Origin of the sequence: Pseudoalteromonas galatheae (genome assembly GCF_005886105.2) — a bacterium.
GTDB classification, from domain to species: domain Bacteria; phylum Pseudomonadota; class Gammaproteobacteria; order Enterobacterales; family Alteromonadaceae; genus Pseudoalteromonas; species Pseudoalteromonas galatheae.
Genome location: NZ_PNCO02000001.1, coordinates 3,362,501 through 3,378,123, shown reverse-complemented (window position 1 = coordinate 3,378,123; position 15,623 = coordinate 3,362,501). Strand labels below are relative to the sequence as shown.

Below are 15,623 nucleotides of genomic sequence, written 5' to 3'. Positions count from 1 at the left end.
GGTAAACATTGTGAAAAAACAATCAGGTTTCTCACTACTAGAAGTGATGGTGGTACTTGTTATCATCGGTATGATCTTATCTATCGTTGCGCCTAACGTGATGGGCCAACAAGAAGAAGCTGCAAAAGAAAAGGCACGTCTAGATATTCGTCAGATTGAAGACGCAATGAAGATGTACAAGTTAAAAAACAAGCGCTACCCAACCACAGAGCAAGGTCTAGAAGCTCTAGTAACGCAAACAAATATTGACCCTGTACCGAAGCGTTTCCCTGAAGGTGGCTTCATTTCTAAGCTTCCAGAAGATCCATGGGGTAACCCTTACCAATTAGTAAGCCCAGGCGAAATGAGTCAAATCGATATTTTTTCAATGGGCCCTGATGGCGAAGTTGGAACCGACGATGATATTGGTAACTGGGATTCGGAAGACGAACGTTAATCTATGTTAGCCACCTTGTACAAACCGGCATTAGCTAAGGCAAAGGGCTTCAGTTTACTTGAAGTCCTTATCGTCTTGGTGATCATTGCTTTTTCAGTAAACCTCATTACTTATACTGTCAGTGATAGTGATGAGGAAGAGCTGGAAACCATGGCTATGCGTGTGCAGGGAACGGTTAATCTCGCCTCAGAATTTGCGGTACTTAATCAGGTTGAACTTGGTTTTCACTTAGATAAAGGTGTGATTGAGTTTTTGGTTTTTGACGGTGAGAAGTGGCGAACTTTCGAAGCCGACGATATCTACAAACCAATTGAGCTGCCTGAGCAGTACAAAGTGGAATTGATCCTAGAAGATCTGCCATGGTCTCAAGATAACTTACTTGAGCAAGCGAATTGGCGAGAGCTGATGAGTGGTGGTGACGACGACAATTTACTTGAACTTAAAAAGCTTAAGATCCCGCAAGTACTTATTTTATCTTCCGGTGAAGTCAGCGCATTTAGGTTAAGTGTGGAAAATAAAGATCTGCAAGAGCCCATATTTTTCATTGAAGGTGAGTTTATGGCGCCAGTCGGGCTTAAGCGGGAACCTGAAGAATGAACGCTAGAAAAAGCGTAGGCTTTACCTTGCTTGAAGTCATGGTTGCACTAAGTATTTGCGCCGTTGCTGGTATTGCCGCAATGCAAGCAACGAGCGAACATATAAATCATATCAGCTCGCTTGAGGAGCAAACCTATGCGTCATGGGTAGCAGAAAATCGCTTGGTATTTTTACGTGCACAAGGCGATGACTGGCATGGGAAGAATGGTAACAAAGGCGAAGAGGAAATGGCAGGGGTTACATGGTATTGGCAACAGCATATCCAACAGACCACAGATCCCAGCTTTGTAAAACTCACTGTTCATGTGTTTCGTGAGCCAGAACTTAAAAATTCAGTGTATGACATCACCACTTTTATGTACCGGAGTAAGTAGTGACAGTGCATACACCACAGCGTGGTTTCACGCTTATAGAAGTCTTGTTGGCACTGGCTATTCTAGCGGTAGTGGTAACGGCAACGCATCAGATTTTAGATTCAACGCTGAAGGCTCAAGCGGCTTCAGCGGAAAAAATAGCCGAAATTGAAGGTTTACAAACAACTTTCCGCTTGATGGATCAGGATTTTAATCAGATCACTAAGCGAGAAGTCAGAAATGAAGCTGGGGATTTTAGCCCAACTTATATCATCCATGGCCGTTATGAGCTTGAGAGCCAATATGATGGTATCGCTTTTGTTCGTGATGGTTGGACTAACCCTATTAGTTTATTACCACGCTCCGAACTCCAGGCTGTGGGCTACCGGGTTATCGATGACAAGCTTGAACGTATTTATCGGATATACGTTGATCAACTAGATGGGACAGAGCCTCGTGCTCAAGTTATTTTGGAAGACGTCGAAGAATTAAAGTTTGAATTTTTGGATGACAAGCAAAAGTGGCAAGCTGATTGGAAGTCTAAATCGTTACCTAAAGCGGTTAGAGTGACATTACAAAGAAAAGACTCAGATCCGATTAGCCGTTTATTTTTAACGCCAGGTAGTGGCGTTGTTGACGACAAGGGACAACAGCCATGAAGCAGCACGGTGCGGCGCTCGTTATAGTGCTTTTTATTGTCGCTTTGGCCGCGACAATTGCAGCTGAAATGGCGAGTAGTTTAATGGTGCAGGTACAAAAGGCCTCGAATATTCAAACTCAGCAACAAGCCAAGTGGTATAGCTATGGCGCTGAGGAGTTGGTTAAAAGAGCGTTGATACAAGCGAAAAAAGATGATCCTGATACCGTTAATCTAGACCAGCCTTGGGCCCGTGAAGAAGTGCCTTACCCTGTTGACCATGGTACGTTGAGCGGTAAAGTTACAGACTTACAGGCATGCCTAAACCTAAATGCTTTGAGAGCAAAGTCACAAACGAATGGAAATGACCAAGGTAGTAAGCAGGTTGGTGGAAAGAATACTAACCCAGCCCATGCTGCGCTATTGGAGCTTTTGAAGAATATTGAGGATTTGCCGAGTAACGAAAGCGAGGAAGCCCTTGCTGATAGTGTCTACGATTGGCTTGATGAAGACAGCATTACTTACCGCTCCGGGGCAGAGGAAGACGAATATATGTCTAATCAGACGCCTTATTTAACGGCTAATAATTTGATGGCGTCTGTTAGTGAGCTACGAGTAATTAAGGGCTTTAATCCGCTGGTGATGGAAAAGATTAAGCCTTACGTTTGTGTGATCCCTGGGAGTGAGGAGCTCGCAGTAAACGTCAATACGATACTGCCAGAGCAAGCACTTTTACTCAGTGCGCTTATACCAGGTTTATCGAAATCAGGTGCTGAAGCTATTATTTCTGCAAGACCAAAAAAAGGTTTTACAGATATCAACGAATTTTACACGGAAGTCGCGAATCAAGGGGTCAAAAACCCTAACAAGACTTCCAAAATTTTTACGATTAACAGCAATTATTTTCAGTTGCGAGCAACTGCTGTGTTTGATGAGCGACGCTTTTCTCTCACATCAATTATAGAAACAAAAGATGGTAAAGCGTACGTGCTTGCTCGTAAATTTGGAGGCGTAGAGTGACAGAACAATTATTGATCCGTGTGGATCAGTCACACCAGGCGACAATACACTGGTTAGTGTGGTCAACAGAACAACAACAAATTATTGCCAGTGGTGAACTTGAAGGGAGTGAACAACTTGGCACCCTCGCTGAAAAAGCGCATACAAGACCGGTTGTTTTGTTACTACCAGCGACAGCGGTGCAGTTACGCACACTTGAGTTACCAGCAAAATGGAATAGGAAACTAGAACAAGCCTTACCGTTTATGCTTGAGGAACACGTTGCGACCGACATTGATGCGCTGTTTATCGCAATTGGTAAGCCGGGCATGAGAGCCGACACACATACAATTGATGTCGCGATTTGTGATAACAATTGGCTACAAAGCTGGTTTAGTACTTTCGATGATGCAGGGATAAGTATAAATAAAGCATTACCGGATGCTCTATGTTTGCCCCTTCATGAAGAGATGACTAGTGCCGTGCAGTTGGGTCAGCAATGGCTATTCAAACACAACGCTTGGCAAATTGGCACTGCTGAACTTAGCTGGGTCAATGAGTACCTCGCCATTGCAGGTGTTGAACGGTTAGCGCATTTTAGCCCAGCAAGTGATTTCTCAAAAACGATAACGCTTACTGCGCAACAGCAAGATTACGACTTACCTTTAGCCATCTTCGCGAAATCACTATCAAGTATTGACTTTAATTTGCGTCAAGGGCGGTTTGCTGCCAAGAAAAAGCAGCCGCAGTGGTGGCGAGATTGGCGCAGTGGCCTAATAGCGGCGAGCGTGGCAGTAGTAAGCTTTATCGCAATTAAAGGCACACAGCTGTATGTGATAAGTCATCAAGCTAATCAGCTAGAAACCCAAGCGGTCACTATGTATCAACAGGCATTTCCAAATAAAGTAGTGCGTCCACACTTATTGAAAAAGCAGATCCAGAATGAGCTTGATGCGTTATCTGGCACGGAACAGGGCGGTTTGCTCGAATTAACGAATCACTTTGTGGCGATTTATGAAGAGATTGATGCCTTTGCCCCTGAAACGCTGCGTTATGACAAACGTAGGAATGAACTCAGAATTAGAGCGCGCGCAAAAGAGTTCCAAGTATTTGGTCAGGTTAAAGCAATTTTAGAGCAACGTGGTGTGAGCGTTGAACAGGGTGCCTTGAACAATGATGGCGACTTTGTGGTGGGTGAAATTCGTATTCGAGGTGCAGCATGAAGCAGCAAGCAGTTAATTACTGGCGTGGCTTAAAAGAGCAAGAACAAAAATTGTTGATCGTTGCTGGCGTTATTTTTGTCGTTTTTGTTCTGATAATGGGCATATTCAAACCGCTAAATCAGGCTGTCAGTGATGCCGAAGCTAAGCTAAAACGTAATCACGAACTCGTAAATTGGGTTGGTCAAAGTGTTAATAAGCTGAAAACTAGTAGTCCTGCACAGGTGATCAGCGGCGGTAATATCAGCCAGATAGTCAATAACACTCGTGGCCGTTTTCAAATTGATATCAGCAAAATGCAACCTAGTGGCGAAAGTTTGCGTTTAACCATCGATGATGTGGAATTTAATAAACTCGTTGCTTGGATAGATGAATTGACAAATAAGCATGGCGTAAAAGTAGAAAATCTTGACCTTACACAAGGGAATTTACCTGGCTTTGTGCGTGTTAGTCGCTTGGTTTTAGAGAAATAATTATGAAAAAAACACTATCTCTACTCATTATTTTTTTACTCGCATTTATTATTTTTAGTGCGTTTACTATGCCAGCAGCAGTATTGCTGCAAGTTTTTAAAGGCCAATTGCCAGCTAATTTGCAGCTAGGTGCAGTAAATGGCTCTGTTTGGCATGGTCAAGTGAGCGGTGTGAGATTCAATAACGTTCAATTGAATCAGGTTAAGTGGGAGCTTGAACCGTCATCGTTATTAATGGGTAATCTTGCAGGCAACCTACAGTTTGGTAATCCGAGAGATAAAAATGAGATCTCGGGCAAAGCCACCTTCTCATCGAATTTAGTAAGTAAATCAGTGACGGTAAATAATGCCTCACTTCGTTTCAGTGTTGAACAAGCTATGGAGCAAGTAACCTTGCCATTACCGGTTGATGCCAAAGGGCGTGTTATCGTCAATGTGAAGAAGTACCAAAGTGGTGCACCTTACTGTGATGGACTAAATGGTGAGATAAGTAGTCCAAATATTGACGTGAAAGGCATGAATGGTTGGTTTAGTATTGGTGATCTCAGTGGTCAGCTCGATTGTAAGTCAGGAGACATAGCTGTGGTTGTAGACCCTGAAAACCGCCTGGGTTTACAGGCCGATGCAACACTGGCTGCCAATTTTCAATTTCGCGTTTCTGGTAACATTAAGCCAGATGCAAGTCTACCAAAAGAAGTACATGATGCGGTTAAGTTTTTAGGTAGACCGGATGGCGAAGGTCGCTACCCAGTAAATTTATAATATACTTCTGTCATATCAGACTTTAGTTAATCTAATCTCAGGTTAGTTATTAATATAAAAGCATTTTTATAGGCGCTGATATGGCGCCTAAGTTCAAGGCAACACTATGCACGACTTCTCTTTTACCGCAGCGGATCAGTTGAATCTAGAGAACTACTTTTCTGCGCGCAAACTTTCTATTGATATTGCTTTTTTACAAGGATATTTATTTGCTACCTGTATAGACCCAAACGGTATCGAGGTAGATAAGTGGCTTAAGACTTTAACCAATGCAGATCCCGAACTAGATGAGAGTATTGCATTTGCATTGATGGCTTTACATCACGAGATTTCAGAGCAGGTATACGAAACTGAATTTCAATTGCCTTGGAACGGTGAAACACCACTTGAGCAAAAAATTAATTGGGCCGAAGGGTTTTTAATGGCGGCGACGCCCTTTTATGAGCAATTGATGTCCAGTCCGCTCGCCGACGATATCAAACAAGCTTTGCAAGTGAGCACAGAACAACTTGGGCTTTTTGCACTTGGCGAGCAACAACTAACTATTTATTGTGACAAAGTAGGACAGTCACTGACCGAGTTTCAACTGACTCAGGCGCAATTAGCTGATGAGTTTGCCGCATCTTATGCTGAGTTAGTCGAAGTTGCCGCGGTGAATAGCGGACTATTTGAATAATCTTTATGCGAGATCTAACTCGATAAATGTGCAACCCTGTTGGCATTGAGCCACAGCTCTATTTGATGTCGATTGACTTAGACTGAGCACAATGGGTTGCTGACAGTCTGGGCAATTGACAACACGTCCTTGGCTAAGCTTTTTGATAAGCGCTTTTTGATCATTAAAGGATTTTGCCGACTTTTTATTTAATTGACTAAAATCCATTATAACCCCTTCGCTTCTTGAATAGCTTGCTCTGCAATTTCACAGATTTTTACCAGTTCAGGGCCATAAAAATACAAGTTATAGTCATTTTCTTTACAATACTTGAGATGGAAAAGTCTCACTTTTTCATCTGTTGCCAAGGCTTCGTCAATATAGCGCTTTTCATCATCTGTCATAGTAATCGTCTTTACGACATTGGCTCTGGCGATTCTTGCGGCCGTGCTGCGTTGTACTTTGCTGGACTCGCTGAGTACTTCAACGCCTTGACCTAGCAATCTATCTCTTGGCTCTTTAATCAATGGATGATCCACAGTAAACAGAGCAACGACTATAATGGCTAATACTAAGAATTTTTTCATAATCTGACGCTGATTTGATCTAGCTAACAAAAATCTTGTTCCTAGTGTAATAAACTTGTCTGTCAGGTCGCAACAAGTCTCTCATCATTTATGGTGGGTTTTAGCTCAACTTACTATTAATCATAGAGTTTCAAAGCGTATAATAGTAAGCGCTAAACTATGTCATGGGGCACATTGCAATAGTTTAGCCTGTATTTTTCAAGGTCACTGTAGCAAGTGCATCTCGTTCCAAAGCACTAAGGAGCTTCCATGGAGAACGAAAGAATCAAGGTTAAAAATATACCGTCTGAAGTAAAAATTCAAAAGCCAACAGCTGGCACTGAAGGGAAATCGCTCAATAGCTCTACGCCCGATCGTTTTAATCCTCGCAATCGCATCTATGTCCGGGCGGTATCAGGCCTACACCAACTGCTAAGAAGGCGTATCGGCTTTATTGGTATGTTGGCATTTATGGCTTTGCCTTGGTTAAACTTTCACGGTCATCAGGCGGTGTTGTTCGATATTTTTGAGCAGAAGTTTAATATTTTTGGCATGACTCTATGGCCACAAGATCTCACTATTTTTGCTTTTATTCTAATGATAGCGGCATTTGCTCTGTTCTTGGTGACTACCTTCTATGGTCGGGTATGGTGCGGCTACACCTGCCCGCAAACTGTTTGGACGTTTATCTTTATTTGGTTTGAAGAAAAGTTTGAAGGAACGGCAAACCAGCGGAAAAAACTAGATCAGAGAGCGATGGATTTTGATAAGTTTTGGCGGAAAACTGCAAAACACGGCAGCTGGATACTCTTTTCACTGTATACCGCAATCACTTTTGTTGGTTACTTTACCCCAATCCGCTCTTTGCTCCCTGATTTACTTACTTTTTCTGCAGGCTTTTATTCCGTCATTAGCATCATCGTTTTTACCATTTGCACTTATGGTAATGCCGGTTGGATGAGAGAAATCATGTGTTTACACATCTGTCCTTACTCTCGCTTCCAATCAGCCATGTTTGATAAGGACACGTTTACCGTCGCCTATGATAGCGAACGAGGTGAAAGTCGAGGTCCTCGAGGACGCAAACAAGATCCAAAAGCGCTAGGTCTAGGTGATTGTATTGATTGCAACCTGTGCGTTCAGGTTTGTCCTACCGGTATCGACATTCGTAATGGCTTGCAATATGAATGCATCAATTGTGGTGCGTGTATCGATGCCTGCGATGGTGTTATGGATAAGATGAACTACCCACGCGGATTGATTGCTTACACTACAGAGCGCAATTTAGAATCATCTAGCGAAAAGACTAAACCAGTACGTGGTAAATTAATCGGTTATTTAATGATTCTAGTCGTCATCACGGGAGCATTAGTTGCGAACATTGCGATGCGTAAACCGATGGATCTTGATATTATTCGTGATAGAAATCAGCTTTATCGTGTCAATATTGAAGGGTTGGTAGAAAATACCTATACCCTGAAAGTGATAAACAAAGCGCAAGTTGAGCAGAAATTTTCTATTGCAATAACGGGTCTAAGTAATTATCAGGTGATCGGTAAACAAGAGGTACACTTAGCTGCAGGCACGACATTAGATGTGCCACTCTCTGTTGTGATTGATCCATATGATTTGAAAAAGCCAGTGACTGAATTTGAGTTTGTGCTTATTAACCAAGATGATCCTGAAGAGCGGCTGGCGCAGCCGACCAATTTCTTCAAAGGAAGATAATAAGGTAAAAGCGAGGTATAAAACCTCGCTTTTTTATAAATATTATGAATGATTTTAGTTTTAATGCACTGACACCGGATCTTATTTTAGATGCGATTGAGGCACTTGAGATATATCCGACAACGGGATTATTGGCCTTAAACAGCTATGAAAACCGTGTTTATCAATTTGGCGCTGAGGATGGCAAGCGCTATGTGGTGAAGTTTTACCGCCCAGCGCGTTGGACGGATGAACAAATTCTTGAAGAGCATGAATTCGCGCTGGCAGCAAAAGAAGCCGAAGTGCCAGTTGTGGCGCCCTTACTTATTGCCGAGCGTAGTCTGCATTTTTATGAAGGTTATCGCTACACGTTGTTTCCAAGTGTTGGTGGACGCCAGTTCGAGCTCGATAATCTAGATCACTTAGAAATTTTAGGTCGCTACCTAGGGCGCTTGCATTGTCTGTCGGCTGAGCGAGCATTCAAACATAGACCACAGCTCAACACTCAGCGGTTTTTGGTTGATGCACAACAAACACTGCTAAAAAGCCAGTTAGTGCCTAGTCATCTACATACTCCATTTGTTACTATTCTTGAGCAAGTTATTAACAAAGCAACCTCAAAGTATCAAGTTGCCAAAACGCTTCGGCTTCATGGTGATTGTCATGCTGGAAATTTATTGTGGTCTAGAGACCAATTGATGTTGGTGGATCTTGACGATTGTCAGCAAGGTCCAGCGGTACAAGACTTGTGGATGATGTTAAATGGTGACCGCAACGAGCAATTAGTACAATTAGATACCCTGCTTGTGGGTTACGAAGAGTTTATGCCGTTTGATGCAAAAGAGCTTGCGTTAATTGAGCCGCTACGCGCCATGAGAATGGTTAACTATATGGCTTGGGTGGCCCAACGCTGGCAGGATCCTGCATTCGAACGGAACTTTTCTTGGTTTGCGACAGACAAATATTGGGAACAACAGATCCTAGCGTTAAAAGAGCAATTTGCCGCATTAGATGAACCAAGTTTGAGCCTATTTCCTTAAAATTAGAGAGAGTAACATGCTAAAAAAATTAAAAGTCGCACTTATCGCATTACTTTTGCCCATTGCTGCGATGGCTTCAGACTTTACCGAGGGTGAGCACTACACAACCTTAACAACCGAACAGAGTAAATCAGAGAAAGTTACTGAATTTTTCTCTTTTTACTGTCCTCATTGTTTCCGCTTTGAGCCAATTGCTAAAGCGATTAAAAAGAACTTACCTGAGGGAGCGTACTTTGAAAAAAGCCATGTAAACTTCCTACGTGGTATTCCTACAGAAACGCAGAGCAATCTTAGCTATGCCTATATTATTGCTGAGCAAGAAGGCAAAGAGGATGTGATTGCTGAGAAGATTTTTAATGCTATTCATGTTGAAGGAAACAAACTGTTAGACATTAAAGATTTAAAAACGCTAATGGAGCTAAATGGGATTGCTGCTGAAAAGTTTGATCAGGCCGTCACGAGTATGCCAGTCGTGAGTGCTGAAAATAACATGCTTAAAGCACAAGAAAAGTTTTCTGAAGCGGGGGCGCTTACAGGCGTTCCAACTTTTATCGTAAACGACAAATACAGAATCGAAATGAAAGGTATCAAGAGCCAAGAACAGCTTGATGAATTGATCGCATATCTATTAAAAAAATAAGGACTGGAGAAAGTTAGTATGTTGAAAGTATTAAAAGGCTTAGCGGTTGCACTAATGCTTCCTCTTCTTGCTCAGGCTGCACCATTTGAAGAAGGTGTGCATTATGAAGTTATTGCCGAGCGCGGCACGAAAAAGCCTGAGGTAATGGAATATTTTTCTTTTTATTGTCCAGCCTGTAACGCAATGGAAAATTTAATCGTTGACGTTAAACCAAAGCTGGATGAGGGTGTTAAGTTTAAAAAAAGCCATATAGATTTTGTCGGTCCAAGAGAGCCTGAGATCCAACAGGTGTTGGCACAAGCACTTGCAACTGCTGAAGTGCTGCCACAAAAAGACAAGATAGTTGCAGCCATGTTTAATCATATCCATGGCAAGCGTGCAAAAATCAATGAACTTGCTGATGTAAAAGATATCTTTATTGCTCAAGGTGTTGAAGAAGAGAAGTTTGATAAACTTTATGCCAGTTTCTCTGTTCGTACTAAAGCTTCAAAAATGCAACGTATGCAGAAGACTCTTTCTGATAAAGGCGCGCTAACAGGGGTACCAATGTTCGTGGTAAACGGTAAATACAAGCTATTACTTCGTGAATCTGGTACGACTAAGCCAGAGCAAATTGCAGCTTTGGTGAATTATTTAGCAAAGAAATAAAATCTAATTTGTATTAGACTAGCCCTGCAATTATTGCGGGGCTTTTTTATGTTTAAAATTTTAGTTTCTAGCTGCTTATTAGGTTATCCAGTGAGGTATGACGCTTCTTCACAAAGCCTTCAAGACAATACCTTGCAGTATTGGCGGCAAAAAAATTGGGTCTTACCGCTATGTCCCGAAGTATCTGGTGGTTTACCAACACCTCGCCCATCGGCTGAAATAGCAGATGGTAAAGTTTTGAGTAAACATGGCGATGATTTTACCTCCGCGTTTGAACTCGGTGCTAAAAAAGCGCTAGCGGCTTGCCTACAGCACGATATAAAGTTTGCGTTGTTAAAAGAGTCCAGTCCGTCTTGCGGCAGCAATCTGATTTACGATGGTAGTCATACAGGTAAAAAAATAGTAGGGCAGGGGCTGACTGCGTCTTTATTACGGCAATCCGGTATTCAAGTCTTTAGCGAAACTCAACTGCCAGCACTTATCACAGCGATGGCAGCCAGTCGTTAATCGTTAGAGATCACTTTCTCACTAAGTAAACGCCAGATTCAATATGATGGGTATAAGGGAACTGATCGAAAATCGCCATACGTGCGATTTTATGTGTTTCACATAATAAGGCTAAATCACGTTCTAACGTGTCTGGATTACATGAGATATAAATAATGTTGTCGTAGTTGCTAACTAATCGACAGGTCAATTCATCCATACCTGCACGAGGCGGATCGACGAGAATCGTTTGGCAATCATAGGACTGTAAATCGATACCATCTAATCGAGAAAACTTTTGCCCTTTCATGGCTTGTGTAAACTCTTCACTCGACATGCGAATAATATCTAAGTTATCGACTTTATTTGCTGCAATATTAAATTGTGCAGACTTTACTGATGATTTAGAAATCTCAGTAGCCAGCACTTTATTGAATGAGCCTGCCAATGCAATTGAAAAGTTACCGTTACCACAATAAAGCTCAAGTAGATCGTTGCTTAGCGGTTCACTAATAGACTGTGCCCAAGCTAGCATTTTCTGATTCACTTCCGCATTCGGTTGCGTAAAGCTGTTCTCAACCTGCTGATAAATATATTCTTTACCGTTAACGCTTAGTTTTTCAGTTACATAGTCATTGCCAAACACAACCTTTTGTTTTCTAGCACGACCGATAAAATCAACTTTGTAGGTTTGCTGCAACTCGGTTCTTAATGTCTGCATGGCAGTCTGCCACGCTTCATCTAACTGCTTGTGATAAAGCAAGCTGATCAGTACTTCCCCACTCAGCGTCGTGAGATAGTCGATTTGAAACAGCTTACGACGCAATATTTCGTTGTCTTTTAGCTGGTGTATCATCACTTGCATCATTTCATTGACAAGCGGCGCACCAGGATCAAAGCTATCAACACGGATCTTTTCTTTTGTTTGCTGGTCAAACATGATGTGAAACAGATCTTCACCATCATGCCATACTCTAAATTCACAGCGCTGGCGGTAATGGCGAGATGCAGACTCATACACTTCAAGTGCAGGTGCATTAAACGGTGCAAATTGTGTTGTGATACGCTCAGCTTTATCCGCTAACTGTTGCTCGTATGCTGAATCATCAATTTTTATTACTGCCATGCTAAAACCATCTATGTTGAATTAAGAGGCGCTATTTTAGGGAGCGTTGCTAATTTGTCCAGTCTAGCATCACTGATGCATCTGGTTTGCTGTTTTTTTAATCATTATACTTTAGCTTTGCGCAAATATGCCGATAATCTAACTAATATATTGGAGGGCATACCATGAAAATCGGGCAATTAAATCAGTTGCTCAATCCAGCGATGCAGCATAAGCCTGGAAAGAGCAAAGGGATAGGACCAAATATCCAAATTAATTCAGACAGCTATGCGGGTGATAAATCCAAATTAGCTGCAAAAATTCTTGATGATAAGCTTGCAGAAGCGTTGGGGATTGAGAAGCCGACACAAGACAAAAAAGACAAGCCATTATTTGATTTTGAATCTATTGTCAAAAATGTACTCGATTTTGTTCAGGGTGCAGTGAAGAAAGCCAAAGTCGACGGCAAAAATGATGACGAGTTGAAATCCATGCTCGATGGGGCACGTAAGGGCGTGCTTCAGGGGATAGATGAAGCCAGCGAAGAGTTAAAAGGCATGGGGGCTTTTAATTCCGACATCGAAGATGGTATTGAAAAATCACGAGAAGGGATTTTTAAAGGTTTAGATGATTTTGAAAAAGAGCTGTTTGAAGAAAAGTCGCCAAAAGCATTAGCGATCAGTGCCGCGCAGTTTGCGAGCCTCTCTAATCAGGCTGAATATGCATTTACAACAGCTGAAGGAGATGAAGTCGTTATTTCATTCTCCGATGCATATTCTCAGGGAGCCGCTGCGAGTGTTGCTCAAAAAGGTAATGATTATGGCATGGCATATGGCACTAAGTCTTCTCACGAAGTCAGTTTCTCAATTAAGGTAAATGGTGAGTTGAACGAAGAGGAGCAGCAAGCTATTAACGATATGATGGAAGATATCCGTAATGTCAGTGACTCTTTTTTCGGTGGTGAATACGATGAAGCGTTCGATTTAGCAAAGTCGCTTAGTTTAAATTCAGATCAGATCACTAATTTCACGATGGATCTCAGACAAAGTAAAACGTCTGCTGCGATTGCTCAATATCAGCAAGGCAATCCAATGAAAGAGTTAGAGAAGGCATTTATGCCACTGAATAAGCAGTTAGCAGATGTACAAGAGCAAGCTAAGGGACTCAATGCTGATAATGAGTTGCCAAACTTGCTTGCTTGGATGAATGAAGGCCAGTCGAGACTAAATGAGTTTTTGGATTATGCAAGTAGCTTTTTTAGTAAACTGAATGAATTAAATAAAGAGCAGGTAGAGCAAAAACAAACAAGCTAAGCGAGTTTATTTTCGCGAGGACTCGTGGCAAACTTCATGCTCCATTGATTTGAGGAATGAAGTTTGTCGCATATTTTGGTTTTCGATTCGGGGATAGGTGGCACCAGTGTGCTGTCGCACTTAAAGGCATGTTTGCAGGGGGGTTCATTCAGCTATGTTATGGACAACGCTTTTCTCCCATATGGCCTTCAGCCTCAAGAGCTAATCAAATCACGTATCAAGGGACTGATTTGTTGGCAACAGCAATGCTTGGGCAATGTTGATCTTATCGTTATTGCTTGTAATACCGCTTCAACATACGCATTAGAAGAAGCCAGAAAACATACCCATATTCCAATTATAGGTGTTGTTCCTGCTGTTAAGCCTGCGGCGTCTAGTTCAAAGACCAAGCACATCGCACTATTGGCAACACCGGCAACGTCAAATAATGCTTATACACATAAGCTCATCATGGATTTTACCTCAGGTTGTAAAGTTGAAACTTTGCATTCCACGGAGCTTGTTAGGATCGCTGAGCACTTTTATTGGCATAACGAGTTGGATAAAGAGGCACTTTGCGCGGAAATAGTCCGGCTTAACATTCCAGTCACTGTTGATAGGTTAGTGTTAGGATGTACACATTTTCCTTTGATAGCTCACGATATCAAGAATTGCTTACATAAGCATGTTGAGCTGGTTGATTCAGGCAAGGCAATAGCTAATCGCGCATTGTCATTGTTGGAAAGTCAAATAGTAGTAGGGGAAAAGGTGCCGAGTGCATCGGAAGTGCGTTTCTATGCAACGGCACCAGTAATAGGTAATAAAGAAGCAATCTCTATTATTAATTTAAATAAAGATTAATTAAGCAGGTGAGTGATCCATCTCACCTTCAGGCTTTTGCTTTGCTTCTCTTACTTTTAATGTACGCTGTTGAAATTCACGCTCATTGAGTTGAGTAATAGCCTTTTCCGCATCTTGCTTAGACATCTCAACAAAACCAAAACCGCGACGTTTGCCTGTATTTTTATCCTTAAGTAGACGAACTGAAAATACTTGCCCTTGCTCTTCGAAAAGCTCGCGGACAACATGTTCGTTGGCTCGATACGGTAGATTACCTACATATAATGTAGTGGTTGATAAGTTTGATTGTTTTTCTTGTTGTGTATCACTTTTTAAAAACTGGCTTATTACACCACCGATGATAATACCTACGGCAAGCATAAGAGCAGCGTCGAACTGAGTAGAGCTTAATGCAAGATCAACAATGAAAAAGCTCGCTACTGCAATAACCAAAGTGATCAAAATTGCTTTATGATCAAAAGACTTCATATAAATATACCAATTGAAAGAAGGTTAAACATTAATTTAACAAGTGAGTTAGCTATCTTAACGAGTTAATTAAACTTCGCAATAATTAATATAGTTCTGATAGTAAGATTTGTCCTTTTTTGTATGGTTTTTATGCTAAAAAGCGGTTTTTGGTTGATTCTTGTTCGAATGATCAAAAAGATCGAAAAAAGGGTTGCACTAAAATCGGATCGCCCTATAATGCGACCCCACTGACACGGGGCGCTACGCTGAAAAGCAAAGCAGCAACGAGTTAGCGTCAAGTAAAACTTAAGTTCGAAACTTCTGATAAAGAAATTCAAAATTAAGTGTTGACAAAAAATTGGGAATGCTTAGAATGCACATCCCTCGAAACAACGAAATGTTTCGAAACGTTCTTTAAAAATATGAAGCAATCATCTGTGTGGGCACTCGTACAGATTGAGTTCTAACAGCAGATTCTAGTTCGCTAGATGACGCAAACAAATTTAGAGTCTCAATTGAACTGAGTGACCAACAGAATAAACATAGTTTATTCAGCACAGTCAATTCGATACCGAAAGGTATCAAAATCAGAATTCAATGAGCATGAAACTTAGGTTTCAAAAAACTTTTAATTGAAGAGTTTGATCATGGCTCAGATTGAACGCTGGCGGCAGGCCTAACACATGCAAGTCGAGCG

General features: G+C 41.7%; 20 protein-coding genes and 1 rRNA gene (1 of these 21 cut by a window edge). 17 read left to right on the top strand and 4 right to left on the bottom strand.

Features of this window, described 5'->3' with window-relative positions; all coding sequences use genetic code 11:
• The first annotated feature begins 10 nt into the window (after positions 1–10).
• From gspG to CWC29_RS14995, 9 genes are all read left to right on the top strand, one after another.
• The gene (gene gspG, locus CWC29_RS15035; RefSeq protein WP_275669069.1) at positions 11–436 is read left to right on the top strand and encodes a type II secretion system major pseudopilin GspG; all 426 of its coding nucleotides are present in this window, start codon (positions 11–13) and stop codon (positions 434–436) included.
• Positions 437–439: 3 nt separating this feature from the next.
• Positions 440–1,033 carry a prepilin-type N-terminal cleavage/methylation domain-containing protein gene (locus CWC29_RS15030; protein WP_128725418.1) on the top strand — a complete coding sequence of 198 codons (594 nt, stop codon included), beginning with the start codon at positions 440–442 and terminating at the stop codon, positions 1,031–1,033.
• The gene (gspI, locus tag CWC29_RS15025; RefSeq protein ID WP_128725419.1) at positions 1,030–1,407 is read left to right on the top strand and encodes a type II secretion system minor pseudopilin GspI; all 378 of its coding nucleotides are present in this window, start codon (positions 1,030–1,032) and stop codon (positions 1,405–1,407) included. Before CWC29_RS15030 ends, gspI begins: the two co-directional genes overlap by 4 nt.
• Positions 1,407–2,045, top strand: a complete 639-nt coding sequence (gene gspJ / locus CWC29_RS15020; protein ID WP_128725420.1) for a type II secretion system minor pseudopilin GspJ — start codon at positions 1,407–1,409, stop codon at positions 2,043–2,045. The genes gspI and gspJ overlap by 1 nt, the downstream gene beginning before the upstream one ends.
• Positions 2,042–3,043 carry a type II secretion system minor pseudopilin GspK gene (gspK, locus tag CWC29_RS15015; RefSeq protein WP_138522146.1) on the top strand — a complete coding sequence of 334 codons (1,002 nt, stop codon included), beginning with the start codon at positions 2,042–2,044 and terminating at the stop codon, positions 3,041–3,043. The genes gspJ and gspK overlap by 4 nt, the downstream gene beginning before the upstream one ends.
• A complete protein-coding gene (gspL, locus tag CWC29_RS15010; RefSeq protein ID WP_138522148.1) occupies positions 3,040–4,245 on the top strand; it encodes a type II secretion system protein GspL in 1,206 nt (401 codons plus the stop codon). Before gspK ends, gspL begins: the two co-directional genes overlap by 4 nt.
• Complete coding sequence (gene gspM / locus CWC29_RS15005; RefSeq protein ID WP_138522150.1) at positions 4,242–4,715, top strand: type II secretion system protein GspM; 474 nt, start codon at positions 4,242–4,244, stop codon at positions 4,713–4,715. Before gspL ends, gspM begins: the two co-directional genes overlap by 4 nt.
• 2 nt (positions 4,716–4,717) lie before the next feature.
• The gene (locus CWC29_RS15000; RefSeq protein WP_138522152.1) at positions 4,718–5,476 is read left to right on the top strand and encodes a type II secretion system protein N; all 759 of its coding nucleotides are present in this window, start codon (positions 4,718–4,720) and stop codon (positions 5,474–5,476) included.
• 106 nt (positions 5,477–5,582) lie between these two features.
• A complete protein-coding gene (locus CWC29_RS14995) occupies positions 5,583–6,152 on the top strand; it encodes a UPF0149 family protein (protein WP_017219430.1) in 570 nt (189 codons plus the stop codon).
• 3 nt (positions 6,153–6,155) lie between these two features.
• On the opposite strand, the gene CWC29_RS14990 is transcribed toward CWC29_RS14995, so the two are convergent.
• Entirely contained in the window at positions 6,156–6,359 is a 204-nt protein-coding gene (locus tag CWC29_RS14990; protein ID WP_128725426.1) for a hypothetical protein, read from the bottom strand.
• A complete protein-coding gene (locus tag CWC29_RS14985; RefSeq protein ID WP_235956582.1) occupies positions 6,359–6,718 on the bottom strand; it encodes a hypothetical protein in 360 nt (119 codons plus the stop codon). Before CWC29_RS14985 ends, CWC29_RS14990 begins: the two co-directional genes overlap by 1 nt.
• Before the next feature lie 249 nt (positions 6,719–6,967).
• Between CWC29_RS14985 and ccoG the strand changes: the two genes are divergently transcribed.
• Genes ccoG through CWC29_RS14960 form a run of 5 tightly spaced genes read left to right on the top strand, consistent with a single transcriptional unit; the run spans position 6,968 to position 11,239 of the window.
• Complete coding sequence (ccoG, locus tag CWC29_RS14980; RefSeq protein WP_138522154.1) at positions 6,968–8,425, top strand: cytochrome c oxidase accessory protein CcoG; 1,458 nt, start codon at positions 6,968–6,970, stop codon at positions 8,423–8,425.
• Positions 8,426–8,469: 44 nt separating this feature from the next.
• Entirely contained in the window at positions 8,470–9,444 is a 975-nt protein-coding gene (locus CWC29_RS14975) for a serine/threonine protein kinase (RefSeq protein ID WP_138522156.1), read from the top strand.
• Between the two features lie 16 nt (positions 9,445–9,460).
• On the top strand, positions 9,461–10,084 hold the full coding sequence (locus CWC29_RS14970; protein WP_128725430.1) for a thiol:disulfide interchange protein DsbA/DsbL: 624 nt from the start codon (positions 9,461–9,463) through the stop codon (positions 10,082–10,084).
• An 18-nt stretch (positions 10,085–10,102) separates the two neighbouring features.
• A complete protein-coding gene (locus CWC29_RS14965) occupies positions 10,103–10,732 on the top strand; it encodes a thiol:disulfide interchange protein DsbA/DsbL (RefSeq protein ID WP_010604382.1) in 630 nt (209 codons plus the stop codon).
• 48 nt (positions 10,733–10,780) lie between these two features.
• The gene (locus tag CWC29_RS14960; RefSeq protein WP_128725431.1) at positions 10,781–11,239 is read left to right on the top strand and encodes a DUF523 domain-containing protein; all 459 of its coding nucleotides are present in this window, start codon (positions 10,781–10,783) and stop codon (positions 11,237–11,239) included.
• Positions 11,240–11,249: 10 nt separating this feature from the next.
• Here the strand turns inward: CWC29_RS14960 and trmA are convergent, their stop codons facing one another.
• The gene (trmA, locus tag CWC29_RS14955) at positions 11,250–12,344 is read right to left on the bottom strand and encodes a tRNA (uridine(54)-C5)-methyltransferase TrmA (RefSeq protein ID WP_128725432.1); all 1,095 of its coding nucleotides are present in this window, start codon (positions 12,342–12,344) and stop codon (positions 11,250–11,252) included.
• A gap of 164 nt (positions 12,345–12,508) precedes the next feature.
• Between trmA and CWC29_RS14950 the strand changes: the two genes are divergently transcribed.
• Positions 12,509–13,636: a DUF5610 domain-containing protein gene (locus CWC29_RS14950; protein ID WP_138522158.1), complete on the top strand. Its 1,128-nt coding sequence runs from the start codon at positions 12,509–12,511 to the stop codon at positions 13,634–13,636.
• 63 nt (positions 13,637–13,699) lie between these two features.
• Positions 13,700–14,476: a glutamate racemase gene (gene murI / locus CWC29_RS14945; protein ID WP_138522160.1), complete on the top strand. Its 777-nt coding sequence runs from the start codon at positions 13,700–13,702 to the stop codon at positions 14,474–14,476.
• Here murI and CWC29_RS14940 read toward each other — a convergent pair whose 3' ends face one another.
• Complete coding sequence (locus CWC29_RS14940) at positions 14,477–14,944, bottom strand: RNA recognition motif domain-containing protein (RefSeq protein WP_128725435.1); 468 nt, start codon at positions 14,942–14,944, stop codon at positions 14,477–14,479.
• 611 nt (positions 14,945–15,555) lie between these two features.
• Here CWC29_RS14940 and CWC29_RS14935 point away from each other — a divergent pair.
• A 16S ribosomal RNA gene (locus CWC29_RS14935) occupies positions 15,556–15,623 on the top strand (it continues 1,465 nt past the right edge of the window).